The sequence below is a fragment of the Paenalcaligenes sp. Me131 genome (assembly GCF_050487225.1).
Lineage (GTDB): Bacteria > Pseudomonadota > Gammaproteobacteria > Burkholderiales > Burkholderiaceae_B > Paenalcaligenes.
The window spans coordinates 19,298-44,855 of sequence record NZ_JBKQGY010000003.1; the positions used below are offsets into that span (position 1 = coordinate 19,298).

The 25,558-nt window shown below is 51.1% G+C and carries 26 protein-coding genes; 13 read left to right on the forward strand and 13 right to left on the reverse strand.

Going from position 1 to position 25,558, the window contains the following annotated elements; all coding sequences use genetic code 11:
* Positions 1–4: 4 nt before the first annotated feature.
* Positions 5–1,513: an acetyl-CoA hydrolase/transferase family protein gene (locus tag ACLPHM_RS11715; protein WP_430221421.1), complete on the reverse strand. Its 1,509-nt coding sequence runs from the start codon at positions 1,511–1,513 to the stop codon at positions 5–7.
* Positions 1,514–1,608: 95 nt separating this feature from the next.
* On the opposite strand from ACLPHM_RS11715, the gene ACLPHM_RS11720 reads away from it, so the two are divergent.
* Positions 1,609–2,523, forward strand: coding sequence for a LysR family transcriptional regulator (locus ACLPHM_RS11720; protein ID WP_430221422.1), 915 nt, complete (start codon positions 1,609–1,611; stop codon positions 2,521–2,523).
* 57 nt (positions 2,524–2,580) lie between these two features.
* Here ACLPHM_RS11720 and ahpF read toward each other — a convergent pair whose 3' ends face one another.
* Both ahpF and ahpC read right to left on the reverse strand, forming a co-directional pair.
* Complete coding sequence (gene ahpF, locus ACLPHM_RS11725) at positions 2,581–4,134, reverse strand: alkyl hydroperoxide reductase subunit F (RefSeq protein ID WP_430221423.1); 1,554 nt, start codon at positions 4,132–4,134, stop codon at positions 2,581–2,583.
* Positions 4,135–4,259: 125 nt separating this feature from the next.
* A complete protein-coding gene (ahpC, locus tag ACLPHM_RS11730) occupies positions 4,260–4,823 on the reverse strand; it encodes an alkyl hydroperoxide reductase subunit C (RefSeq protein ID WP_135865194.1) in 564 nt (187 codons plus the stop codon).
* Positions 4,824–5,168: 345 nt separating this feature from the next.
* Between ahpC and ACLPHM_RS11735 the strand changes: the two genes are divergently transcribed.
* Genes ACLPHM_RS11735 through ACLPHM_RS11745 form a run of 3 tightly spaced genes read left to right on the forward strand, consistent with a single transcriptional unit; the run spans position 5,169 to position 8,115 of the window.
* Positions 5,169–5,912, forward strand: coding sequence for a phosphoadenylyl-sulfate reductase (locus tag ACLPHM_RS11735; RefSeq protein WP_430221424.1), 744 nt, complete (start codon positions 5,169–5,171; stop codon positions 5,910–5,912).
* The gene (cysD, locus tag ACLPHM_RS11740) at positions 5,909–6,820 is read left to right on the forward strand and encodes a sulfate adenylyltransferase subunit CysD (RefSeq protein ID WP_430221425.1); all 912 of its coding nucleotides are present in this window, start codon (positions 5,909–5,911) and stop codon (positions 6,818–6,820) included. Before ACLPHM_RS11735 ends, cysD begins: the two co-directional genes overlap by 4 nt.
* Positions 6,820–8,115, forward strand: a complete 1,296-nt coding sequence (locus ACLPHM_RS11745) for a sulfate adenylyltransferase subunit 1 (protein WP_430221426.1) — start codon at positions 6,820–6,822, stop codon at positions 8,113–8,115. Before cysD ends, ACLPHM_RS11745 begins: the two co-directional genes overlap by 1 nt.
* A 2-nt stretch (positions 8,116–8,117) precedes the next feature.
* Here ACLPHM_RS11745 and ACLPHM_RS11750 read toward each other — a convergent pair whose 3' ends face one another.
* Together ACLPHM_RS11750 and ACLPHM_RS11755 are read right to left on the reverse strand one after the other, a co-directional pair.
* Complete coding sequence (locus tag ACLPHM_RS11750; RefSeq protein ID WP_430221427.1) at positions 8,118–9,314, reverse strand: acetate/propionate family kinase; 1,197 nt, start codon at positions 9,312–9,314, stop codon at positions 8,118–8,120.
* Between the two features lies 1 nt (position 9,315).
* Positions 9,316–10,272 (reverse strand): phosphate acetyltransferase, encoded by a 957-nt coding sequence (locus tag ACLPHM_RS11755; RefSeq protein WP_430221428.1) that lies wholly within the window; start codon positions 10,270–10,272, stop codon positions 9,316–9,318.
* Between the two features lie 403 nt (positions 10,273–10,675).
* Here ACLPHM_RS11755 and ACLPHM_RS11760 point away from each other — a divergent pair, with 403 nt between their 5' ends.
* From ACLPHM_RS11760 to map, 4 genes are all read left to right on the forward strand, one after another.
* Complete coding sequence (locus ACLPHM_RS11760; protein ID WP_135865183.1) at positions 10,676–10,963, forward strand: co-chaperone GroES; 288 nt, start codon at positions 10,676–10,678, stop codon at positions 10,961–10,963.
* A gap of 39 nt (positions 10,964–11,002) precedes the next feature.
* Complete coding sequence (gene groL / locus ACLPHM_RS11765) at positions 11,003–12,658, forward strand: chaperonin GroEL (RefSeq protein ID WP_430221429.1); 1,656 nt, start codon at positions 11,003–11,005, stop codon at positions 12,656–12,658.
* A 278-nt stretch (positions 12,659–12,936) separates the two neighbouring features.
* Positions 12,937–13,149, forward strand: coding sequence for a ParD-like family protein (locus tag ACLPHM_RS11770; RefSeq protein ID WP_430221430.1), 213 nt, complete (start codon positions 12,937–12,939; stop codon positions 13,147–13,149).
* Positions 13,146–13,904 (forward strand): type I methionyl aminopeptidase, encoded by a 759-nt coding sequence (gene map, locus ACLPHM_RS11775; RefSeq protein WP_430221431.1) that lies wholly within the window; start codon positions 13,146–13,148, stop codon positions 13,902–13,904. Before ACLPHM_RS11770 ends, map begins: the two co-directional genes overlap by 4 nt.
* A 36-nt stretch (positions 13,905–13,940) precedes the next feature.
* Here map and ACLPHM_RS11780 read toward each other — a convergent pair whose 3' ends face one another.
* Positions 13,941–14,717, reverse strand: coding sequence for an AraC family transcriptional regulator (locus tag ACLPHM_RS11780; RefSeq protein ID WP_430221432.1), 777 nt, complete (start codon positions 14,715–14,717; stop codon positions 13,941–13,943).
* A 102-nt stretch (positions 14,718–14,819) separates the two neighbouring features.
* Here ACLPHM_RS11780 and ACLPHM_RS11785 point away from each other — a divergent pair, with 102 nt between their 5' ends.
* Positions 14,820–15,629, forward strand: coding sequence for a sulfite exporter TauE/SafE family protein (locus ACLPHM_RS11785; protein WP_430221433.1), 810 nt, complete (start codon positions 14,820–14,822; stop codon positions 15,627–15,629).
* A 145-nt stretch (positions 15,630–15,774) separates the two neighbouring features.
* Positions 15,775–16,599 (forward strand): orotidine-5'-phosphate decarboxylase, encoded by an 825-nt coding sequence (pyrF, locus tag ACLPHM_RS11790; protein WP_430221434.1) that lies wholly within the window; start codon positions 15,775–15,777, stop codon positions 16,597–16,599.
* A 3-nt stretch (positions 16,600–16,602) separates the two neighbouring features.
* Here pyrF and ACLPHM_RS11795 read toward each other — a convergent pair whose 3' ends face one another.
* Genes ACLPHM_RS11795 through ribBA form a run of 6 tightly spaced genes read right to left on the reverse strand, consistent with a single transcriptional unit; the run spans position 16,603 to position 20,778 of the window.
* Positions 16,603–17,100: a CinA family protein gene (locus ACLPHM_RS11795; RefSeq protein ID WP_430221435.1), complete on the reverse strand. Its 498-nt coding sequence runs from the start codon at positions 17,098–17,100 to the stop codon at positions 16,603–16,605.
* Positions 17,101–17,607 carry a phosphatidylglycerophosphatase A family protein gene (locus ACLPHM_RS11800; protein WP_430221436.1) on the reverse strand — a complete coding sequence of 169 codons (507 nt, stop codon included), beginning with the start codon at positions 17,605–17,607 and terminating at the stop codon, positions 17,101–17,103.
* A gap of 26 nt (positions 17,608–17,633) precedes the next feature.
* The gene (thiL, locus tag ACLPHM_RS11805; RefSeq protein WP_430221437.1) at positions 17,634–18,593 is read right to left on the reverse strand and encodes a thiamine-phosphate kinase; all 960 of its coding nucleotides are present in this window, start codon (positions 18,591–18,593) and stop codon (positions 17,634–17,636) included.
* 1 nt (position 18,594) lies between these two features.
* Positions 18,595–19,128 carry a transcription antitermination factor NusB gene (nusB, locus tag ACLPHM_RS11810; protein ID WP_135861839.1) on the reverse strand — a complete coding sequence of 178 codons (534 nt, stop codon included), beginning with the start codon at positions 19,126–19,128 and terminating at the stop codon, positions 18,595–18,597.
* The gene (gene ribH, locus ACLPHM_RS11815) at positions 19,076–19,594 is read right to left on the reverse strand and encodes a 6,7-dimethyl-8-ribityllumazine synthase (protein WP_135861841.1); all 519 of its coding nucleotides are present in this window, start codon (positions 19,592–19,594) and stop codon (positions 19,076–19,078) included. The genes nusB and ribH overlap by 53 nt, the downstream gene beginning before the upstream one ends.
* 14 nt (positions 19,595–19,608) lie before the next feature.
* Entirely contained in the window at positions 19,609–20,778 is a 1,170-nt protein-coding gene (gene ribBA / locus ACLPHM_RS11820; protein WP_430221438.1) for a bifunctional 3,4-dihydroxy-2-butanone-4-phosphate synthase/GTP cyclohydrolase II, read from the reverse strand.
* Between the two features lie 67 nt (positions 20,779–20,845).
* On the opposite strand from ribBA, the gene ACLPHM_RS11825 reads away from it, so the two are divergent.
* The 3 genes from ACLPHM_RS11825 to ACLPHM_RS11835 all read left to right on the forward strand — a co-directional run bounded on the left by ACLPHM_RS11825 (position 20,846) and on the right by ACLPHM_RS11835 (position 24,087).
* Positions 20,846–22,396 (forward strand): CYTH and CHAD domain-containing protein, encoded by a 1,551-nt coding sequence (locus tag ACLPHM_RS11825; RefSeq protein WP_430221439.1) that lies wholly within the window; start codon positions 20,846–20,848, stop codon positions 22,394–22,396.
* 161 nt (positions 22,397–22,557) lie between these two features.
* Positions 22,558–23,193 (forward strand): YbhB/YbcL family Raf kinase inhibitor-like protein, encoded by a 636-nt coding sequence (locus ACLPHM_RS11830; RefSeq protein ID WP_430221440.1) that lies wholly within the window; start codon positions 22,558–22,560, stop codon positions 23,191–23,193.
* Between the two features lie 3 nt (positions 23,194–23,196).
* A complete protein-coding gene (locus ACLPHM_RS11835) occupies positions 23,197–24,087 on the forward strand; it encodes a helix-turn-helix transcriptional regulator (RefSeq protein ID WP_430221441.1) in 891 nt (296 codons plus the stop codon).
* Positions 24,088–24,182: 95 nt separating this feature from the next.
* Here the strand turns inward: ACLPHM_RS11835 and ftsY are convergent, their stop codons facing one another.
* Positions 24,183–25,508 carry a signal recognition particle-docking protein FtsY gene (gene ftsY / locus ACLPHM_RS11840; RefSeq protein WP_430221442.1) on the reverse strand — a complete coding sequence of 442 codons (1,326 nt, stop codon included), beginning with the start codon at positions 25,506–25,508 and terminating at the stop codon, positions 24,183–24,185.
* Between the last annotated feature and the right edge of the window lie 50 nt (positions 25,509–25,558).

Genomic DNA, 25,558 nt, shown 5'->3' on the forward strand with positions numbered 1-25,558 from the left:
CACGTTACACAGCAACATCTGCTGTTTCACGCATAGACCCTGTTTGCTCGTAACGCAAATGCCAGGACAATGCCTCTTCTAAGAGGTGGGGTGTGTGACCGCCACGCTGACAGGCGCGCTCAAAGTAAGAAGCCATTGTTTCGCGAAAATCGGGGTGTACACAATTTTCAATAATTTTGACGGCACGTTCACGTGGTGCCAAACCGCGTAGGTCAGCCAAACCACACTCCGTGACCAATACATCCACATCATGCTCACAATGATCCACGTGCGAGACCATAGGCACTACGCGGCTAATGTCACTGCCTTTAGCCAGAGACTTCGTCACAAAGATAGACAGATGAGCATTACGGGCAAAGTCACCCGAGCCACCAATACCGTTCATCATGTGTGTGCCACTGACGTGTGTGGAGTTCACGTTCCCGTAAATATCAAATTCCAATGCAGCATTAATAGCAATAATGCCTAATCTACGCACAAGCTCAGGGTGGTTACTGATTTCTTGTGGGCGCAGCACGACCTGATGACGGTAACGCTCTAGGTTATCCATGAACTTGTTCATGACTGGCGCAGTCAATGTCACCGATGATGCTGATGCAAAGCGCAAATGACCAGAATCCAGCAATGCCACAGCGCTATCTTGCAGCACCTCGGAGTACATCGTCATGTTTTTGAAAGACGACTCAGCCAAACCGTAGGTCACCGCATTGGCAATAGAGCCAATACCTACCTGCAATGGCAACAATTCCTCTGTCAATCGACCAGCTTCTACTTCGCCTTGCAGGAACTGCACAACGTGTGCCGCAATTGCATTGGTTTCAGCATCAGGAGGGGTTGCTGTAGACGGGCTATCCGGTGCATCGGTAATCACGATAGCGGCGATACGCTCTGGATCTACCTTAATAGTAGTGTGACCGATGCGCTCAGAGACTTCAGTAATAGGGATAGGCTGACGATTAGGTCTGTCTTCTGGGATATAGATATCGTGCAAGCCTTCCAGTGCTACAGGCATGCTCAAATTGATTTCCACAATCACTTGCTTCGCTTGGGCCACAAAGTTAGCGGAATTACCTACCGAGGTGGTGGGCACAATGCCACCATCTTCGGTAATGGCTACTGCTTCAATCACGGCGATATCTACAGGACGACCGCCTTGAGCACGCAACTGCTCAGCAGGCTGCGACAGGTGATAGTCACAGAACAACACTTCACCAGCATTGATTTTCTTACGCAGTGTGGAATCCACTTGGAAAGGCGAGCGCTTGGCCAACAACCCTGCTTCGGCCATCAAACCATCGCTGCCATTACCCAGTGAAGCACCAGTCAGCAAATTAATACGCAAAGTTTCCTGTTTAGCACGTTCTGCCAGAGCTACTGGCATCGCTTTACAGTCGCCCGCACGGGTAAAACCACTCATACCCACTGTCATACCATCGCTGAATAAGCGTGCCGCCTGCCCAGCAGTCATAACCTTTTGCTCTAGCGATGCTAATCGTATGCGGTCTTTGAACATTCTAATCTCCTGATTCTAGTGATTGTGGAGGCAGAATATCATTGATATTATGAATAAAATGATTGGCTAACATTCCTTTTATCCATGCCAAATTTATGAACGTTAGAGCCCTGCAATATTTCATTGAAACCGTGCGCCAGCGCAGCTTTACCGTTGCAGCGCAGCATATGGGAGTCACCCAATCCACGGTGAGCAAAATGGTGCGGCAACTGGAAGATGACTTTGGCGATACGCTTATCATCCGGGAGGCCAAGCAGTTCTTATTAAGTGATAGTGGCCGTATTGTGTGGGAACGTGGCCAAGAGGTATTAGCGGCTATACAGCGGCTAGAAACAGATGTCAGACAGACTCAAGCGTTGCAACAAGGCAGATTAGCGTTGGGCATTCCGCCCATGATCAACCTGCTGTTTACCGATGTGCTGACCACCTTCGCCAAGCGCTACCCTGAGATACAACTGCACATCAAAGAATTGCCCGGCCCCGCTATAGAGCAACAAGTGGCCTCGCAAGACTTAGAGCTGGGCTTTAGTATTTTGCCGGTGGCTTCGGATTTAGCACTGCAAAGTCAGGCTGTGGTCTCCCACCACGTCTGGGCCTTAGGCAATACCGCCTTTTTTTCGTCTAAAAGTAAGACCTTGCAGATTCAAGACCTAGAGAATATCCCCCAAATATGGATGGGCAATGAGTTCGGTCTTACACGGCTATTACGACAGGCATTCGCCAAGGAGGGACTACGCCCCCATATCGTGGCGCAAAGCAGCCAATGGGACTGGGTGGCATCACTTGCGAACTCTGGCCTTGGTGTAGCCATACTGCCCGAACCTTTTTTAGCCCGTTTTCCGCACACTCACCTTAAAGCCCTACCCTTAGCTCCCGAGCAATTGCGCTGGGAAGTAGCATCGGTATGGAATGGGCACTATTTATCATTAGCGGCCCGCGCATGGCTGCAATGCTGTGAAGAAATACTGGGCGGACAATGGGTCCCCGATAACCTACAAGACAGCGAATAAAAAATGCCCGTCTGATCGTAACCAGACGGGCATGTACTACATAGCGATCGCTACGTTTTATTCTACCGATGTACGGATCAGGTGATCAAAGGCTGACAGCGCAGCAGTAGCACCTTGACCTGCAGCAATAATGATTTGTTTGTACGGAACCGTAGTAGCATCACCAGCGGCAAACACACCAGGTACGGATGTTTGACCACGGCTATCGACTTCGATCTCACCGTGTTTGGACAGCTCTACAGCACCTTTCAACCACTCGGTGTTAGGTACCAAACCAATCTGTACAAACACGCCATCCAATGTCACTTGATGGCTTTCACCTGTAGCACGGTTGGTGTACTGCAAGCCCGTTACTTTGGCACCATCGCCATGCACTTCTGTAGTTTGTGCTTGGGTCAAGATCGTAACGTTAGGCAAGCTACGCAATTTACGTTGCAATACCTCATCAGCACGCAGGCTTTCACCAAACTCAAGCAACGTGACATGTTTAACCAAACCAGCCAAGTCAATTGCTGCTTCTACACCTGAGTTACCACCACCAACTACGGCTACATCTTTGCCTTTAAACAATGGGCCATCGCAGTGCGGGCAGTAGGCTACGCCTTTGTTACGGTACTCTTCTTCACCAGGCACTCCCAACTGACGCCATCTAGCGCCTGTGGACAAGATTACGGTTTTAGCTTGTAGCACACCACCGTTTTCCAGTTTCACCTGAATCTCTTTGCCAGGGATCAATTGTTCAGCACGTTGCATGTTCATGATATCTACACCGTAGACTTTCACATGCTCTTCCATGGCGGCTGCCAACTTAGGCCCTTCTGTTTCCAGCACAGAAATGTAGTTCTCGATGGACATGGTATCCATCACCTGACCACCAAAGCGCTCAGCCACTACCCCTGTACGAATACCTTTACGTGCAGCGTATACCGCAGCGGCTGCACCTGCAGGGCCACCACCCACCACCAACACATCAAAGGTTTCACGTTTGTTAATCGCTTCAGCTTGCGCTTCGCTATCATTACCACCCATTTTGGCCAACAGCTCTTCAGCGCTAGCACGACCATGGTGGAATACCTCACCGTTTAAGAACACGGTAGGTACGGACATAATCTGACGTTTTTCGACTTCTGCCTGATTAATCGCACCATCAATAGCGACTGGGCGGATGCGGGGGTTAATCACCGCCATTGCATTCAACGCCTGCACTACATCAGGGCAGTTCTGGCAGCTCAATGAGTAGTACACCTCAAAATTGAAGTCACCCTCTAAATTACGGATTCGTTCCGCAACATCATCTTCCAAACGAACAGTGTGCCCACCCACTTGCAAGAGCGCCAACACCAAGGAGGCGAACTCGTGACCCAGAGGGATACCGGCGAAGGCGACACTAATGTCAGAGCCTACACGGTTAATTTTGAAGGATGGTTTACGCTCGGCGCTGTCGGCATCTTCACGGTACGTGATTTTGTCGGACAGACCGGCAATTTGTTCCAGTAACTGACGCAGTTCCAGAGATTTGGCCCCGTCGTCCAGTGACGCAACCAGCTCAATTGGTTGCGTGATTTTTTCTAAGTACGCGTTAAGTTGAGTGACTAAGTTGGCATCCAGCATGAAGGGCTCCTCTGAAATATTTAGTTACAATAGTAATCGGACTAGTGTCCTATTATCCGGCCCACCAGGGCCGGATAACCGATTTATCGAGTAGCAATCTACCCAATAAACCTAGGCATCAATCCTTAGATTTTGCCAACCAGATCCAGGGAAGGAGTCAGTGTTTTAGCACCTTCTTCCCATTTAGCTGGGCATACTTCACCTGGGTTTTTAGCGATGTACTGAGCGGCTTTAACTTTACGCAGCAATTCTTTAGCGTCACGGCCGATACCGTTGTCGTGCACTTCCATGGCTTTGATCACGCCATCTGGGTTCACAACGAATGTACCGCGCAATGCCATGCCTTCTTCTTCGATCAGCACTTGGAAGTTGCGAGCCAATTGCTGTGTAGGGTCAGCTAGCATTGGGTACTGAACTTTACCGATAGCTTCGGAAGTGTCGTGCCATGCTTTGTGTGTGAAATGAGTGTCTGTGGAAACGGAGAACACTTCCACGCCCATTTTCTTGAACTCATCGTAGTGGTTAGCCAGATCTTCCAACTCTGTTGGGCACACGAAAGTGAAGTCAGCTGGGTAGAAAACGAATACAGCCCATTTACCGGCGATGCTTTCGTTTGTGTACTCTTTGAACTCACCGTTCACATAAGCCTGAGACTTGAAAGGAAGAATCTGTGTGTTGATTAAAGACATGCTAGGTATCTCCATTCAGTGATTAGCAATTAGTTAGTGATTCCATTATAGGAAGCACTATTTGATTTGTGAAATTGATTAATACAATACTGTTGATTGATTTTACCTATCACCATATCGAAGTAGTAATAATCTCACTAACTCCATGGTAACAGGCCTATCCCACTTACGCAAAGTACTGCCAACGCTACCCGCTTGCTGCTCCATATAGACAACCGCCATAAGAAACCTACTTTTAGTTCGTTCCTTTCATTGCCCCACACACTGACAATGGCCTATTGACATACCCATTGCCAGGCTCTCCAAACCTGACGCCATCTTCTGTTCCAAACTGACTATAGCGCCATGACTTCTTCTGCTGTACAACAAATATCAACAGTCACCCAGACTCTCTGGACTCAATTACTGGATCAGCTACAACTGATTTCACAACAACATCCAGATGCTGTCTTTGCCAACTCCTTGGCGGCTGAAGATATGGTGATAGAACACGCCATACGTCAGCAACAGCTACCTATTACTAGCTTCATGTTAGATACCGGCCGTTTGCCTACGCAAACCTTAGAGTTAGCCAAGCGGGTAGAAGCACATTACCAAAGCGCTATTACAGTTTTACAGCCCGATGCCAATGCCGTGGCCGCCCATGTGTCTGAGCACGGTGCCTACGCCTTTTACGAAAGCTTGGCCTTACGCCAAGCCTGTTGCCAGCTACGTAAAGTGCAGCCCTTGCAGCGCTATCTACAAGGCAAATCAGCCTGGATTACTGGGCAGCGTCGCGAGCAATCACAAACGCGTACCGAGCTACAAGCGCACGAGTATGACGCGCAATTTGGTCTACAAAAATTTAACCCTTTGCGTGACTGGAACACCGATCAGGTATGGGAAATTATTCGTGCTTTAGCGATTCCCTATAACCCCATGCACGACCAAGGCTACCCCTCTATAGGCTGCGATCCCTGTACCCGCGCCATACGCCCAGGCGAAGACCTGCGCGCAGGCCGCTGGTGGTGGGAGCAACGCCATAGCGTGGAGTGCGGTTTACACGCCTCCCCCTTGTCTCAATCTTCTACTACACAGGAGCTGTCATGAGTGCCCTTCCCTCGTCTCGTACCCATCTGGACTGGCTAGAAGCCGAAGCCATTTACGTGTTGCGGGAGGTCGCTGCCGAATGTGAACGCCCTGCACTGCTGTTTTCTGGCGGTAAGGATTCTGCCGTATTGCTGAAACTGGCTGAAAAAGCCTTTAGACCCGGCAAACTGCCTTTCCCCTTACTGCATATAGATACTGGCCATAACTATCCCGAAGTCATTGCCTTTAGGGATCAACGTGCCGCCGAGCTTGGCGAAACCTTAATTGTGCGTTCCGTTGAAGACTCTATTGCTCGCGGCACAGTGGTGTTGCGTCACGCAAATTCGTCACGCAATGGCGCGCAAGCCGTCACTTTGCTAGAAGCTATCGCCGAATTCGGCTTTGATGCCTGCATAGGCGGTGCCAGACGTGACGAAGAAAAAGCCCGTGCCAAAGAACGCTTTGTGTCGTTTAGAGATGAGTTTGGTCAATGGGATCCTAAAAACCAGCGCCCCGAACTTTGGCATCTGTTTAACACCCATATACACCCCGGTGAAAACCTGCGCGCCTTCCCTATTTCAAACTGGACTGAACTGGATGTGTGGCAATACATCTTGCGTGAAGACATTGCCTTGCCCCCCATTTATTACGCTCATGAACGTGAGGTAGTGCGTCGTAATGGTTTATTGATCCCCAATACCGACCTTACACCGCCTCAAGAGGGCGAAACCATAGAGCGCGTACAAGTACGTTTTCGAACCGTCGGTGACATTTCTTGCACCTGCCCTGTGGAGTCTAGCGCCGCCTCACCCGAAGACATTATTCGTGAGACTGCCTTAGCCACTCTGACTGAACGCGGGGCTACGCGTATGGACGACCAAAGTTCTGAAGCCTCTATGGAACATCGCAAACGACAAGGATACTTCTAATGAATACTGTCAATGAATCTTGGGTGAACGCCAACACCACCGACGTACTACGTTTCATCACTGCTGGCTCGGTAGACGATGGGAAATCCACATTAATTGGCCGTCTACTGTTAGACACCCGAGGCGTCTTTGCCGATCAGCTGACCGCCATCAATAAATCCAAGTATCGTCGTACCACGGCTAGCGAACCGGATTTAGCGTTGTTAACGGATGGCTTAGAAGCAGAGCGCGAACAAGGCATCACCATAGATATTGCCTATAGATACTTTGCCACACCCAAACGCAAATTTATTGTGGCTGACGCGCCGGGACATGAGCAGTACACACGCAACATGATTACCGGTGCTTCCACCGCACAAGCCGCCATCATTTTGATTGATGCTAGCAAAGCGCGTGACGGCCAACTGCTGACTCAAACTCGTCGCCACTCTACTATTGCCCATCTGTTGAATATTCCGCACATTATCGTGGCGATCAACAAAATGGATTTGGTGGATTGGGATGAAAACATCTTCAATACCATCAAAGCGTCGTATGCCAAACTTGCTGCTCAAGTAGGCATCAAGAGCTTTCATGCAATTCCAGTATCGGCATTGCAAGGCGACAACATCAGCCAACGCTCTGAGCACACCCCGTGGTTTACAGACCTGCCGCTACTGCAACGATTAGAGCAGTTGCCCACCGAAGCCCCTGCGCCGCAGTCGGAGGCCCGCCTATTCGTACAGTGGGTAATACGCCATGACGGACATAGCGCACAGGCATTTCGTGGTTATGCTGGGCAGTTGCAACGTGGCACCTTAAGCATAGGTGACAGCGTACGCGTGTGGCCCAGCCAAACCACGGCCCGCATCACATCGCTATTACGCTCAGGCCAAGCCGTTAATAGCGTGCAAGCTGGCGACGCCGTGACACTTACGCTAGATAAAGAGTTGGATATTTCTCGTGGTGATTTACTCAGCCTCGCCACCGAGGCGCTTCCGCTCTCGCGCACCTTAGAAGCAGACCTATGCTGGCTGGACACCACCGCATTAAACCCTGCTCGCCACTACTTGCTTAAACAAGGTACACGCCTCACACAAGCCAAATTAACCGCCATTCATCATGTGCGAGACATTGAAACCTTAGAGCCTATTTCTGGCTCGCAAAGTTTGCACATGAATGATCTGGCTGCTATTAGTCTGACAGTACGTGACCCCTTGGTGAATGAGGCCTATCAAACGCAACCCGCTACAGGCGCGTTTATTTTGATTGATCCGGCCACTCACCAAACGGCAGCGGCCGGCATGTTGCGCTAGTACTATTGCTCTTTATAGTGGCGCAAGGTTTCGCGAGCGATGACCAGCTCTTCGTTCGTAGGTATCACACGGATTTCCACCTTGCTATGCGGGGTGGAAATCAGCGGCTGATTGGTAGCATTTGCTTCCGCATCCAACTCTAGCCCCAACCAGCCCAAATGCGCCACGATACGAGCACGTATCTCTGGGCTGTGCTCACCCACACCCGCTGTGAACACTAAAGCATCCACACCTTGGGCTGAGACACACAGGCCAGCCAAACTTTCTGCCACTCGATAGGCGTAATAATCTACCGCTAACTTTGCGGACGGCGCATCACTCGCCAGCAGTTCACGCATATCCCCACTGATACCTGACATACCTTTAAGGCCTGACTCGTTATACAACAGGTTTTGAATCTGGGCGGCAGTCATATCTTGCTGCTGCATCCACCACAGCACCACACCGGCATCCAAACGCCCAGGACGCGTGGCCATAGGTAAGCCATCTAACGCCGTAAAGCCCATCGTGCTTTCACGACTTAGCCCGTTTACCACCATCGTTGCCGAAGCACCTGAGCCTAAGTGCGCAACCAGCACCCGCCCTTGATGCAGTCTAGGCATATTTTCAGCCAAGTACTCACTAATATATTGGTACGACAAGCCATGAAAACCGTACCGACGTACACCTTGCTCGTAATATTTTTCAGGCAATGCGTAGTGGTTCACCATGGTGCTTTGGCAGCAATGAAACGCCGTATCCACGCACGCCACTTGCAGCATTTCTGGCCAACGCTCTTTAATCACAGACACGGGTGCCAAGTTATTGTGCTGATGCAAAGGCGCCAATGGTGCCAGGCTATCCAAGTACCACAATACGTCTTCATCAATGACTCGGCTGCCTGTCATTTTGACGCCGCCGTGCACGATACGGTGACCTACCGCCACAGGCGCTTTGTCTAATTGGGTGGCTAACCAGGTCGCCAACAAATCCTGTGCTTGGCGCAAATTACTGGCGTCTTCTTCGCTGAGCTTCTGATTGATCAGCTCTTTGCCATCAGAGTCTTTGACCTTCAGCACTGCGCGTGACGTACCAATACCGGATACCTGACCACCAAACCAAAAACGAAGCCCTTCTGCTTGCTCTTGATCTAGTGCATACACGTGAAACTTCAAGCTGGAACTACCCGCGTTCACCACCAACAAGGTATCAATGCTCATACTATGACTCCTGCTGAGCCAACAATGCGGCAGCACGCTGTGCTTGTTGATAAGCCGCGTAAACCGACGCTACCGCGCACGATGCTAAACGGGTTTCACCGCTATCTGCCCTACTGGTCAAGATAATAGGCACACGCCCACCCAACACAATACCGGCCGCTTTCGCACCCGACATAAAGCTTAGATTTTTCGCCAACATATTACCGGCCTCTAGATCAGGTACGACCAGAATCTGCGCTCTGCCTGCGACAGGAGAATGTATGCCTTTGATTTCAGCGGCCGCCACGCTAATCGCATTATCCAACGCCAACGGGCCGTCTACCAATCCACCCGTAATTTGCCCTCTATCGGCCATTTTGCACAGCGCTGCGGCTTCTAAAGTGCTAGGGATTTTGGCTGTCACTTGCTCTACCGCGGATAGTAGGGCCACACGAGGCTGACCCAGCCCTAAACCGTAGTGCAGATCAATGGCGTTTTGAACGATATCCGCTTTGGTGGTGAGATCAGGGTGAATATTAATTGCCGCATCAGTGATGAACAGCAAATCGGAATAGCGCGGCACATCCATTAAAAACACATGGCTGAGTCTGCGCTCAGTACGTAACCCTTTGCCATCCGTAGCCAATACCGCGTGCATCAACTCATCAGTATGCAAGCTGCCTTTCATCAGTAGATCGGCACGCCCTGCCATCACTTCGCGTACCGCCATTTCAGCCGACTCGTGGCTATGTGCTGCATTGACGATGCGCACGTTAGCAATATCTAACTGATGCGCACTGGCTACTGCTTTGATGCGGGATTCCGGCCCCACCAACACTAAATCAAAAAAACCTTGCTCGCGCGCTTCCAAAGCGGCGCTCAGAGAGACTTCATCGCAGGGATGCGCCACGGCGCATACACGTTTTTCCTGATTTTTCGCCAACGTTATAAATTGGTCATAAAGACTGGACCCGGACATGCTTTGCACTCTCCCTAAACAGAACAGCAATCACATAAAAACATATCATTAGTACATCATACTTGGGCTTTGTTTGCCTTGTGACAGCGCAAGCACTACCACCTGTTACGCACACTAGAAATGTAACAGCACCTTGAAAGCACGCTCACCACCCCCATGTAGAAATAATAGGTGGTTAGGGGTAGAGGGCAAAACCCTGATTCGCATGGATTGATGCAGCTTAGGTGAGATTTCCCAGTCTACTAATGCCTAGGAGAAACACTTACATCCCCTAGGTATATAGGCTCTTGAAATACAAATTTTCGCCCTTATAATTATTAGCACTCCCTCGGGTTGAGTGCTAATGCCTCTCCCGAACCATTTTTATCCAATTTATTTGCTTTTTTTGAACAGGAGTTCAACCATGGCATTACGTCCTCTGAACGATCGCGTGATCGTAAAGCGTCTGGACAACGAGCGCACCACTGCCTCCGGTATTGTTATCCCTGAGAGCGCTGCTGAAAAACCTGATCAAGGTGAAGTAGTGGCAGTAGGCCCCGGCAAACGCACAGATGACGGCAAGGTTCAGCCCCTGGACCTGAAAGTCGGCGATAAAATTTTGTTCGGCAAATACGCTGGCCAGGCTGTCAAAGTAGACGGCGAAGAGCTGCTGGTTATCCGCGAAGAAGAAGTTCTCGCGATCATCGAGTAACCCTACGTCTCACGTACCAAATTCTAGGAAGAATATACAATGGCTGCTAAACAAGTATTTTTTGGTGATGACGCCCGCTCACGTATCGTACGCGGCGTAAACACATTGGCTAACGCTGTAAAAACAACGATGGGCCCTAAAGGCCGTAACGTTGTTCTGGACCGCTCTTTCGGCGCTCCTACCGTTACTAAAGACGGTGTCTCCGTTGCTAAAGAAATCGAACTGAAAGACAAATTCGAAAACATCGGCGCTCAACTGGTGAAAGAAGTTGCTTCCAAAACTTCCGACAACGCTGGTGACGGTACTACTACCGCTACTGTATTGGCTCAAGCCATCGTTGAAGAAGGTCTGAAATACGTTGCCGCTGGCATCAACCCAATGGACCTGAAACGCGGTATCGATAAAGCTGTTGCTGTAACAGTTGAAGAACTGCGCAAACTGTCCCGTCCTTGCGCTACAAGCAAAGAAATCGCTCAAGTTGGTTCTATCTCTGCAAACAGCGATACATCCATCGGCGAAATCATTGCTAACGCCATGGACAAAGTGGGTAAAGAAGGTGTGATTACTGTTGAAGACGGTAAATCCCTGGAAAACGAACTGGACGTAGTAGAAGGTATGCAGTTCGACCGTGGCTACCTGTCTCCTTACTTCATCACCAACGCAGACAAACAAGTTGCTGCAATGGATGAGCCTTTCATCCTGATCTTCGACAAGAAAATCAGCAACATCCGTGACCTGCTGCCAGTTCTGGAGCAAGTTGCAAAATCCAGCCGTCCTCTGCTGATCATTGCTGAAGACGTAGAAGGCGAAGCACTGGCTACTCTGGTTGTGAACAACATCCGCGGTATCCTGAAAACTGTTGCTGTTAAAGCTCCAGGCTTCGGCGACCGTCGTAAAGCTATGCTGGAAGACATCGCTATCCTGACTGGCGGTACCGTGATTTCCGAAGAAACCGGTATGTCTCTGGAAACAACTACTCTTGAGCACCTGGGTCAAGCCAAACGCATCGAAGTAGGTAAAGAAAACACAACGATCATTGATGGCGCAGGCGACAGCCCATCCATCGAAGCACGTGTAAAACAAATCCGTGTTCAGATCGAAGAAGCAACTTCCGACTACGATCGTGAAAAACTGCAAGAACGCGTAGCCAAACTGGCTGGCGGTGTTGCTGTGATCCGCGTTGGTGCTGCAACTGAAGTTGAAATGAAAGAGAAAAAAGCTCGCGTGGAAGATGCTCTGCACGCCACTCGCGCTGCTGTAGAAGAAGGTATTGTTCCTGGCGGTGGTGTTGCTCTGATTCGTGCACGCGCTGCTGTTGCTGCACTGACAGGCGACAACCTGGATCAAGACGCTGGTATCAAACTGGTACTGCGCGCTATCGAAGCACCTCTGCGCACTATCGTTGCTAACGCTGGCGACGAGCCAAGCGTAGTAGTAAACGCTGTTGCTGCTGGCGAAGGTAACTACGGTTACAACGCTTCCACAGGCGAGTACACAGACTTGGTAGCGGCTGGTGTTCTGGATCCAACCAAAGTAACACGTACAGCTCTGCAAAACGCTGCATCCGTTGCCAGCTTGTTGCTGACAACAGAAGTTGCTGTTGCTGAAATCGCTGACGACAAAGCCGATGGCGGTATGCCTGACATGGGCGGCATGGGCGGTATGGGTGGTATGGGCGGCATGGGCGGCTTCTAAGCACCCATCCTCCTTCGTGCCTTGCTTAGCAAGGTACGAAACCCTTCTAAAAACCCTGCAGCATTGCTGCAGGGTTTTTTCGTTGTGCTCACCGTCGTGATTACCCGTCACGCCCACCTCTCACCAGATGGCTGTTCGCATTCACTCACCTCACCCAGCCACCTGCACCATTCCTCTGCTCACCGCACAACACAATATAGAAAACCCAGTCTATTTTTCTCACAAACAGCCGTGATGATCATGCTATGATTCATATACGTTTCGTATATAGGTGGTATATGGGTATAGTAAATATCGACGATGAACTGCACGACCAACTACGCAAAGCTAGCGCCGTCACCTGCAGGTCCATCAATGCACAAGCCGCTTTCTGGATCAAAATGGGTATGTTGTGCGAAATGAATCCCACCGTGCCATTTAATGAGTTGGTTGCTCGTGAACTGCAAGCCGCAGGCGTAGACCCTCAATCGGCAAGTAGCACATCCTTATGATTAAAAGCCCCGAAGAAATCTCGTTAATGGCCGAATCAGGAAAACTGCTGGCCTCGGTTTTTGCACACATCGACACCTACAACTTGATAGGCATGTCTACCATGCAAATCAACGACATTGTTGATCACTTCATTGTGCATAACCTACACGCTCGCCCTGCCAGCAAAGGCCAATATGGCTACGCTTTTGCACTCAATGCCTCACCTAACAACGTGGTGTGTCATGGCATGCCCTCACACACCGACATTCTCCAAAACGGCGATATTGTGAACTTCGATATTACGTTAGAGAAAAATGGGTTTATTGCTGACTCTAGCAAAACCTATATGGTGGGTGAGGTATCCCCTGCGGCCAAGAAACTCGTGCAGATCACCTATGAAGCCATGTGGAAAGGCATTCGCGCTGTGCGCCCTGGGGCACGACTTGGCGATGTAGGTCATGCGATTGAACGCCACGCACGCCTGCACGGTTACTCGGTTGTTAGAGACTACTGCGGCCACGGTATTGGTAGAGAAATGCACGAACCGCCTGATGTGCTGCATTGGGGCAAACCCAAAACGGGGCAAACGTTAAAAGAAGGCATGGTATTCACCATTGAACCCATGCTGAATCAAGGCAGCTATTACGTGCACACCGAGCACGACGGCTGGACAGTAGTAACTGATGACGGGAAACTATCTGCACAATTTGAGCACACCGTCGCTGTCACACGTACTGGCGTCAAAGTACTCACATTACGCGACGAAGAGAAATAACCGCCTGCGTCCTCTGTCGTCACCGTCAGCATTTGCTTAAGCTAACCAGTCTGACTGCCTAAATGCTGACGGTGACCGCCCTAGCTGTTTTCTAAACATCGCTGAAAATGCAGCAGGGCTTTCATACCCCAAGTCCAACGCCACTTGTGTCACCGACTGCCCTGTGGACAATCTTGTTAAGGCAGCCATCAAGCAGGCTTGCTGACGCCACTCACCAAACGACATGCCCGTCTGCTGCCTAAAAAACCGCGTAAACGTACGTAAGCTTTTATGCAACGATTGCGCCCATTCGTCCGGCGTGGATTGAATACTAGGTTGCAATAAAAAAGCTTTGCAATGTTCTGCTAACGACGCATCATGCGGCAATGGTGCAAACAGAGGCATGGTAGGAGCACGCCCCACTTCATATAGCAATAACTGCATCAATGCGCCATCGCGCCCCGCTTCGTCATACAACGCGGGGACCTCTAGCGAGGCCAAGAGCAAATGATGCAATAAGGGCGAAATAATTAACGCTTCGCATTGCTCTGTAGCCCTAGGAGCAGCCTGCGGCTCTATGTATAAACTGCGCGTGCTTACCCCTTGCATACGCACGCGATGTGGCTGCCCTGCAGGAATCCACACACCACTATACGGTGGGATCACCCATGCGCCAGCAGCAGTATCCACTTCCATCAACCCACTCATGCCATACAGCATTTGTGCGCGTCTATGACTGTGCGTATCCAGTAGCGTACCAGGCGTGTAATCCGTACCTATGGCCAGCACAGGACGGTCAACCGCATCCACTTCACTCAGTCGTACATTGTGCATAACTTTCTCTGATTGGCCTAAACTCACTCATTATTGACCAATAAGCTAAAGCAGGCCAGACCTCACGCACCTATAGTACAGTTTTCATTCAAGAGATTGATCATGTACTGGCTACTCTTAGGCTTTGGTGTGCTGACTGGTGTCACCACGGTGTTATTCGGTTTTGGCGGTGGTTTTATTGTGGTTCCACTGCTCTATACCCTGTTGCTAGCGCTACATGGTACGCAAAGCGAAATAGGCCAAGCGGCCATGCATATTGCCGTGGCCACTTCTACCTGCGTGATGATCTTTGGCACGGCCTTAGCCACGCGACGCCACCTTATCGCTGGCACATTACGTTGGGACTTAATACGCCCTTTCCTGATTTACATTGCGATTGGTGCTGTGATTGGCGCAACAGCCGCATTGAATTTGAATGCCACCTGGCTACGCTGGGCATTCATTATTTACCTGATACTCACCATTCTAGATAGCTTGTTTAGACCCGGTTTCTTACACGAAAGCCAAAACAACATACGCCCTATGCCACCGCTGCAATTGGCATCATTAGGTATTACGATTGGTGGTTTTGCGGCATTGTTGGGCGTAGGCGGTAGTGTGATGACCGTGCCATTAATGCGTAGGCGTGGGGCCAGCATGACCAGCGCCACAGCCATGGCTAACCCTCTGTCACTGCCTATGGCTATATCTGGCACCTTAACTTACATGCTGCTGGCATCCCGCGATGCCGTATCGCTAGGTGCTTGGCACATTGGTTATGTGGATTTAGCAGCCTGCTTAATTCTGGTTGTTGGGTCGTGGGTAGGCATACGAGTAGCCGCACGTTGGATTGGCCGTATCCCTGATCGCATACACGCCAAAATCTACATTTTTCTGCTTTGTCTGGTACTAGGCGTGATGATAGTAGTGTGACCTAACCTACCACAAAGCACAGCCTGTAATGACCGCCCTGATGCACGGCCATGCCATGCACAGGGCTTTGTCATATAATGTAGTCCGTCCCAACAGGCATCAACCTAGTGTTGATGCCTTTCTTTAGCCCCCATCACGCACGCACATGAACACCTTCAACTCCAAACTAGAACACGCCTGGAATCAAACCAACTCACTTTTGATGGTGGGCTTGGACCCCGATCCCAACCGCTTTCCTGCCGAGTTGCGTGATCGCCCTAATGCTATTTTCGAGTTTTGCCGCCAAATCGTAGATGCTACAGCCGAATACGCCTGCGGAATCAAACCCCAAATCGCTTACTTTGCGTCCGGTGCTGCTGAAGAACAGTTGGAAGCTTTATGCCAATACGTACGTGAACACTACCCTTGGCTGCCCATCGTATTAGATGCCAAACGTGGTGACATTGGCTCTACCGCCAATCACTACGCCTTAGAAGCTTTTGGCCGTTACCAAGCCGACGCTGTTACCGTGAACCCATACATGGGCTTTGACTCGGTAGAACCGTATTTGGCATGGGATGACAAAGGCGTGATTGTTCTGTGCCGCACCTCTAACGCTGGCGGCTCTGACCTGCAATTCCTGAAATTGGAAAATGGTCAGCCCTTGTACCTGCATGTGGCCGAACTCGTCGCAAACAAATGGAACAAAAATGGCCAATGTGGTTTGGTGGTAGGCGCTACCTTCCCTGAGGAAATCGCCGCTGTCCGTCAACACGTAGGCGATATGCCTTTATTGATTCCAGGCATTGGTGCTCAAGGCGGTGATATCCCTGCCACAGTTGCAGCCGGTGCGAGCAGTACAGGCAATGGCATGATGATCAACTCATCACGCGCTATTCTGTATGCGAGCCAAGGTGAAGACTGGCGCGAAGCCGCTGCACAAGCGGCTCGCCACACTCGCGACGCTATCAATCAAGCGCGCGGTCGTTAAGTTCTACAATGACGTGAATGCACTGTGCAAAATAAATTGCACAGCCTGTTCGCGTACGTGCGCTCTATCACCCTCAAAAAGCTGTGTATAAGCACGCGCCGTAACGCCCTCTTCGGTGCGTCTAGCCACGGCAAAGCACACCATGCCTACAGGTTTACCGGCTGTAGCACCGCCTGGCCCAGCAATGCCTGTCGTCGACACCGCCAAATCAGCCTTAGGCACTACCGCCAATACCCCTGCCGCCATTTCCATGGCTGTTTCTTCGCTTACTGCACCAAAACGCTCTAGCGTATCGGTATTCACACCCAACTCTTCTTGCTTGGCTTCATTGCTGTAGGTGATGTACCCACGCTCGAACCAATTACTGGAACCTGCAATAGCCGTGCAAGCACCTGCTACCAAACCACCTGTGCAAGACTCTGCTGTCGCCAGAAAAAGCTTTTCTCGCGTCAGTTTGTCACCTAATGCAGCAGCCAACTCAATAATGGATGTATTCAGCATTTAGAACACCTCGAAACGTACCAATAGCGCCATGATGATCGCCACGTAAAGCGCAGCAAGTAAATCGTCCAGCATCACCCCAAAACCGCCTTTAAAACGACGGTCTAAGAAGCGAATAGGTTCCGGCTTAACAATATCAAAAAAGCGAAACAGAATAAATGCGCAGAGCTGCGCCCATAACGAGGCCGGTGTAAAGCACAGCACCAACCACATGGCAACGGCTTCATCCCAGTTCATACCACTGTGATCTGGCTCGCCCAACTCATCGCCTACTTTTTGGCTAACCCAACACCCTACCAAGAAGCCCACGCCCCCTACGGTTAGGGCCAACCACAGCGGCATAAATTGCCCAAGCACCAACCACAGCGCCCAACCCAGTACGGTTCCCCAAGTGCCTGGGCCGGGATAAATCACCCCGCTTCCAAAGCCAAAAGCCACAATGCGCTCAGGGCGCTCAAATACCCAACGCAAGGAAGGGCGAGACTGTTGAGAGTAATCTTTAACCATGCTTGTTTCCTGTCGCACAGGCGTCATCAGGCGAAATGATCAAAACCTTGATGAGCTAAGAAAAGAGGTTGTCCGTTCTGATCCACTACGCGTAGACCCGAACCGTTAACGATGCGGCCAATACGATGCACCACAATATCATGCTGCTCAGCCAACGCTTGTAGCGCGTCGCGCTGTGTTGAAGCAGCAGTAAAACACAACTGGAACACATCCCCGCCTGCCAACATGGCTTCGTTCTGCAAATTAGCAGGTAAGCCACGTAAAGCATCATGCATAGGAAGATCTGCCAGCAGCAGTTCAGCACCGCATTGGCTGGCTTTTAGAATATGGCCTAAATCTTGTGCTAGACCATCAGAGATATCGATAGCAGCGTGTGCCATACCGGGTAGATGGGTCGCAAACGACACTGGCGGTGCTGGGTTTTCCAAGGCCGCTCTAGAAGCCTGCAATCGCTCAGAATCTAGCGCTAGGCTGCCGCTTAAATAGCGTAATGCTAAGTCTGCAGCCCCCAGATACCCGGTGACCCAAATGTCATCGCCTTCTTGCGCATCGCTACGCAATAACGCTTTGCCTCTAGGCACTTCACCCATTACCGTCACGCCAATCGTAATGTGATCCAGTGAGCGGGTCGTATCGCCACCAATTAAGGGGCAATGATGAGCATCCGCCATTTCCAGAAAGCCACGGCTAAAGCCAGCCAGCCATGCTTCGTCTACCGAGGGCAATGCCAAACTGAGCAGGCACGCACGCGCCGAAGCACCAGCCGCCGCAAGGTCGGACAGATTCACTGCCAACGCTTTGCGGCCCAGCAAATAGGGATCTACATCAGAAAAAAAGTGTCGCCCTTCCAGCAACAGGTCGGTGCTGGTGGCCAAGTCATGGCCTGAGCGTAATGAAAAAATCGCACAGTCGTCACCAACTCCTACCATCTTTTCAGGGGCAGGACGGGTGAAATACTGTGCGATTAGATCAAATTCTTTAGGCAACTCAGCTGCGATTCTGGTATTTCTTCACTTCAGCAGGACGTACTGCCGCTGCCACTCGGTCTAGAACACCATTCACGAACTTGAAGCCGTCAGTGCCACCAAATTCTTTTGCCAACTCAACAGCCTCGTTGATGGCAACACGGTAAGGCACTTCTACGTGATGGGCCAACTCATAGCTGCCCAGCAACAAGATGCCGTGCTCAATAGGAGACAGCTCTTCTAAGGGACGATCCACGTGTGGCATGAACTGCTCACGCAATTCTGGTGCCTCTTGGATTACCCCATAAAACAGCGTGTGATACCACTGTGCATCGGCGTCGTTAAAGTATTCTTCACCGCGTATGTGTGCATCAATAGCACCCGCCTCGCGCGTACCATCAACACCACGGATCAACCAGGCATAAACCCCCTGCAACGCAAACTCGCGTGCCCGTCTACGGGCACTGCGAGTGGGGTTCTGGCGACCGTTACTACCCGGCGTTTTATTCGTCGTCGTTGTCAAAATCTTCTTCCTCTTCGAACTCGTCTTCTTCATCGAAGTCGGGTTCTAGCAATGCCATCAAGTTGGCCATTTCTACCGCTGTACGGGCACAATCACGGCCTTTCTCAGCGGCGCGCACCTGCGCTTGTTCATCATTTTCGGTAGTCAGAATACCGTTGGCAATAGGCATGCCCATTTCCAGCGACACACGGCTGATGGCCGCAGCGCTTTCGTTACTGACAATCTCGAAGTGGTAGGTTTCACCACGGATTACGGCACCCAATGCAACCAATGCATCGAACTCGCCTGTTTCAGCCATTTGAGCCAAAATCAAACCCGCTTCCAACGCACCAGGAATAGACAGCACAGTAATATCACGTGCATCTACACCCAACGCTACCAGTTCTGCCACGCAAGCTTCCAGCTGCGCTGTACCGATTTCTTCGTTGAAACGTGCACGAACAATACCTACGTGCAGGCCTTCGCCGTTAAAGTCTGGATTTACGATATAAGGATTCATAGTGGCGGCTCCGATCAAGCAGAATGAGTTGGTTCGCTATAGTAACCTGTAATGGTCAGGGCAAAGCCTGCCATACTTGGCATTTTACGTGGACGGGCCAGTAATCGCGCTTTGCCCACATTCAAATCACGCAAGATTTGTGCACCAATACCGTAAGTGCGTAAATCATAGCGGTGTTGACGTTGTTCACCAGCAGCAGAGGATCCCTCGGCTTGGCGTGCGGAGAACTGTTCAAACAAGGTATCAGCCTCGCCTTGGCAATTCATTAATACCACAACACCGGCCTCGGACTGTTTAATGACATCCAATGCACCCGCAACTGTCCAGCTGTGCTCTTTACCTTCTGAGCACAGTAAATCAAGCACCGTTGTTGGCTCGTGTACACGCACCAACGTTTCGGTCTCTGGCGAAATCGTGCCATGTTGTAACGCCAAGTGCAAAGCACCTGATGCCAAATCACGGTAACCAATCGCTTGAAACTTGCCCCAAGGTGTAGCCAGTTCGTTATCAAACAAACGCTCAACCATGGATTCGTGTTCGCTACGGTATTGGATCAAATCGGCAATCGTACCGATTTTCAGACCATGCTCACGTGCAAACACGATGAGGTCAGGCAAACGCGCCATGCTGCCATCGGGCTTCAAAATTTCACAGATAGCGGCAGCAGGAGTCAGCCCTGCCATGCGTGTTAGGTCGCAACCCGCTTCAGTATGACCTGCACGTACCAACACACCACCATTCACCGCTTTTACGGGGAAAATGTGACCAGGCTGCACCAAATCAGCAGGTTTAGCATCGTGTGCTACGGCAGCCTTAATGGTGCGAGCGCGGTCTGCGGCTGAAATACCGGTAGCCACGCCTTCAGCGGCCTCAATGGATACCGTAAAATTTGTACCAAAGCGTGTGCCATTGCGGGACGCCATCAAGGGCAAGTCCAGCTGTACACAGCGTTCTTCGGTCAGGGTCAGGCACACCAGTCCGCGTGCATGGGTAACCATGAAGTTAATGGCTTCTGGCGTGACAAACTCTGCCGCCATTACCAAGTCGCCTTCATTCTCTCGGTCTTCTTCATCGACCAGGATCACCATCCGACCAGCCCGTAGCTCAGCCACGATCTCGGTCACGGATGAAATTGCCTGTTGCATATCCGCTTCGGAAAGCTCTGTCTGTACTGTATGACTCATGACGTTCCTGCTTTATAGTAGATAGCTCCATTTTAGCGCTTGCACGGCAAATTCGTACAATACGCTGATGGCGTGTGCCAATATCACTCATCAACCCAACACTTTTGTCATCCCTGTGCTAGAACGCGAGCTGAAACTGTATGTACCTGAACAGAGCCGGAAGGGGCTGCTGGATCAGATTGCAGCATTAAACCCTTCCATCCAACCTCTGCATGCTATTTACTTTGACACGCCCTCGCGCACGCTGGCTAAAACGCGTGTCGCCCTGCGTTTACGACTAGAAGGCGAGCAATGGATTCAGACCCTCAAAGCAGCCGGCCCTGATGAGCTGTCAAAGCTGGAATACAACCATGTGCGCCCCACGCCCACACTGGATCTCACACTCTACGACAACCTGCCTGCCGCAGCCGTAGTACAACAGCATGCTGCGCAGTTGGCCCCACGCTATGAGACACGCATAGAGCGTCACCACGTACGCATGGATTGTGCAGGCTCTATCGTAGAAATTGCCTTGGACAATGGTGTTATCCAATCCGGCCACGTAGAACTGCCTGTTAATGAAATTGAGTTTGAGCTGATTGAGGGTGATGTCGCCAGCATTTTCCAACTAGGTGCTCAATGGATGGAGCAATTCGGTCTCATCATCGACTTACGCAGCAAATCAGAACGCGGCGATATCTTGGCACAGGTTGTAAACTGCGGCGCGACCAGCAGCGAAGCCGTACATGATGCACTGTATCAAGCTTATAGACTACATACACACGCTTTTCCCACCATTCATAACCTGCAACAAGGTTATGTAGACAGCGCTCTGCTGTACTTGGGACAAATCATCCGTAATGCATCCCTATTAGCAGGCATTGATGGTCATGACGCAGATGAGGAACAGCAAGCCACTTATTTAGCCTTGATGCGTGTGGGGATGCGCAGACTGCGTTCCTGCCGACGCTTATTCAGCCCATGGATGAGCACAGCAGAACAAGCTGCCACCCGTGAAATGCGCCCATTTTTTGCCATGTTTGGCGAGGCCAGAGACTCTGACTTACTGAGCTTAGAAACCCTACCTCGCCTGATGTTAGCCGGCTTACCTGGCCCTGCTCTGGTGCTACCTACCACTGCAAGCACCAGCGCAGAGATACAACAATTAGCCGCTAGCAGCCTTTTTCAACGCAGCCTATTAAACAACCTAGCCCAACTGCTGAGTGGTCAAAGCCTAGTTGAAGAAGAAAACCACAATACACAACCCAAACCCTATTTGGCCTTACATGCGGTATTGCGAGCTCAGCTACAGTCCATTCAACTGCGTAGCCAAAACTTTGCCGAGCTAAGTCAGCGTCAGCAGCACAGACTGCGTAACCGCATTAAAACTCTGCGTTATTGCTTAGAGTTTCTAGGCACTTCATCGCATAGACCCCTATACGATGCACTGCGTAATACCCAGCATTTTTTGGGGAAAATCACCGATTGCGATGTCACCCACGAATGGTGCCAACAGCATTTGGATGACCCTGAACAACGCTATTGGGCGCTAGGTTGGCTAACTGCCACACGACAACATTACGTGAAGCAAGCTAAAAAAGTGCTGAAGCAGTTGGTACACGCCGCCTATCCAGAATAAGAACAGCTCAAACCCATCAAAAGAGATCAATTTGATTGGCAATGTGAAATAATTGATTGGATATGGTGCTTTAGAGGAATACCTGCGCCCGTAGAATGGCCATCAGTTGTGCACCACGTAGCACAGCATGCCTTTTAACTATCCACAGGACCACACCTCACATGCAACTCATCAGTCACAGTTTCAAGGACGGTCAGGCCATTCCTGGCGAATTTGCTTTCGCCGTGCCAGATGCTGCCCAGCACGTTGCTTTGTCATCAAACCGCAATCCACACCTTGCTTGGAGTGATGTTCCCGCTGGCACACAATCCTTTGTTCTCGTCTGCCACGACCCTGACGTGCCTAGTCGCGGTGATGACGTGAATCAGGAAGGTCGTGAGGTTACTGCCGACCTGCCAAGAATTGACTTCTTTCACTGGCTGTTACTAGACATTCCCGCCAGCACAACAGAAATCGCCGCTGGTTCGCACTCGGACGGCATCACCCCTCGCGGCAAACCCGGTCCCACTACGATGGGCGGCATGCGCCACGGCATCAACGACTACACAGCGTGGTTCGCCGGTGACGATCAAATGAAGGGTGACTACCATGGCTACGATGGCCCATGTCCACCCTGGAATGACACTCTCGTTCACCACTACATCTTCACGCTCTATGCGTTGGCTACCCCTACCCTGACGGTAAATGGGCCACTCACAGGCGCCAACGTGCTCGCCGCATTGAAAGCTGCCCCTGTACTGGGACAAGCCAGCCTCACCGGTTTATACAGTCTCAACCCATCCGTACCGCTTAACTGACCTGTGAATCAGCACACACTGCGCCTCGTAGAGCCACGGCAAACTGCCTCACTGACCGCACACGTTGAGGCTCACAAGCACTGGGAGCTGCCATCGGGTACCCCCGTGCTACGGCGCGGTTTGTGCGCACTGGCACAGCCAGTTCTGACACGAGTTCAACATACTCCGGTTTTTTTATTCCATGACGCTACCGTACTGCTGATCGCAGCAGGTCGGTTAGATTTGGATGATGACACACATCCACTTGCGATTGACGCACAGGCATCGTTGCTGCTCGTCGAACCGGGCACATGCGTCGATCTAGTAAAAACGCCAGATGATCACGAGAAGTGTTTCCGCTCTATTTTTCTGACTCTTTCGGCAACCTTACTAGAAACATTTCAGCGCACGAGCCACGCTCATCTTTCTGATGAAGCCAAACAGGCTCCTTATACGTTAACCGCGCTGGACGACGACCTAGCCGCTACGTTTCAGTTGGTACTAGACAGCGTAGACATCAAACGGGTAAGCGACGAACGACTACAGTGCAGGCTCATGGATTTACTCTTTGCGCTTGCTGAACGAGGGCATGTCTTCCGTGGGCCCAAACAAAGCGGAACGGCTGGGCGCTTACGCACGTTGATTAGCGAAGCACCAGATCGGGGCTGGACCGCACACGAGGCTGGACGAGCCTTGGCGATGAGCGAAGCCACGCTACGGCGACGCCTTGCCAGTGAAAGCGTGCGTTTCGAAAACCTGCTGATAGATACTCGTATGCACCATGCCCTGATGCTGCTACAAACCACATCATGGAGCATTCCGCACGTTGCCCAAGCGTGCGGCTACCAGTCCCCCGCACGCTTCTCTGAACGATTCCGTGCTCGTTTTGGCTACCTGCCTTCTGGGGTTCGCTGATAGCGATAACGAGTGTGGTGGCTCACGTGAAAGTGTGATGACATAAAAAATGCCACCTGTAGGATGCAGGTGGCATTTTTCTTTGCAAGGGAGGCTTAGGCTTTATCGCCCAGTAGCGCCGACGCAAATTCACTGGCCACAAATGGCTGCAAATCGTGAATGCCTTCTCCCACACCAATCCAATACACAGGCACAGGACGTACGCCTTGGCCACCAGCGGCCACAGCAGCCAAAATACCGCCTTTGGCTGTACCGTCTAGCTTCGTCACGACCAAACCGGTGAGGTTAATGGCAGCATCAAAGGCTTTGATCTGCGACAGCGCATTTTGGCCCGTGTTGCCATCCACTACCAGCAACACTTCGTGCGGCGCACTACCATCGGCTTTAGCCACGACACGACGGATTTTTTTCAACTCTTCCATCAAGTGCAGCTGAGTAGGCAAACGACCTGCCGTATCTACCATTACAACGCCTGTCTCGCGTGCTTTACCGGCATTAACGGCATCAAAAGCCACTGCGGCAGGGTCACCACCGTCTTGAGCAATCACCGCCACATTGTTACGTGCGCCCCATTCGATCAATTGCTCACGAGCGGCCGCCCTAAATGTATCGCCTGCTGCCAACAGAACGGATGCACCTTTTGCCTGAAAGTCGTTGGCCAACTTGCCGATGGACGTCGTTTTACCCGCACCATTCACGCCAGCGATCATCACTACCAAAGGTTTGGCCGCATTAAGATCAAACTGCTTTTCCAATACTTTCAAGTGATTGGTCAGAATTTCGCGCAAAGCCACTTTCACGTCTTCGGCTTGAGCAATACGGTCTTTTTTCACCTTAGCGCGTAGTTCGGTCAGCAACTTCTCGGTTGCCTCCATACCAGCGTCTGCCATGATCAAGGCGGTTTCTAACTCTTCGAACAGATTTTCGTCAACCTTAACGCCAACGAAAATACCGCCAATGGCTTGGCCTGTACGGGACAAACCTTGTCGCAAACGCGACAACCAAGACCCTTTCACTGGCTCGGCTTGCGACGCAGGCTGAGGTTCGGGTTCGGGTTCGGGTTCGGGTTCGGGTTCGGGTTCGGGTTCGGCAATCATGCTAGCGCTTGGCTCTACTTCCGCAACCACTACAACTTCTGGCTCTGGCTCTGGCTCTGGCTCAACAATGGTCTGGGCTACCGGTTGTGCTTCCACCACTGGCTCATCTGCCGTTGACACAGCAGCCACTTCCCGCGCATGCTCTTTAAAAATGCCGTCATCAGGTGCTAATACTTCTACCTGTGCGGGTGCGCGCACAACGGCATCAGCCTTGGGCTCCTCTGGCACAGGGTTTTCTGCCACAGTGGGCTGAAGCGGTTCGTGCGTCGTACTGACAACAACCTCTTCTTTTGCGGCTTTCTTTCTTTTAAAAAAACTGAACATACAATCTACACTTAAGCAAAATTCTGGATCACGCCACTGGCGATACTACG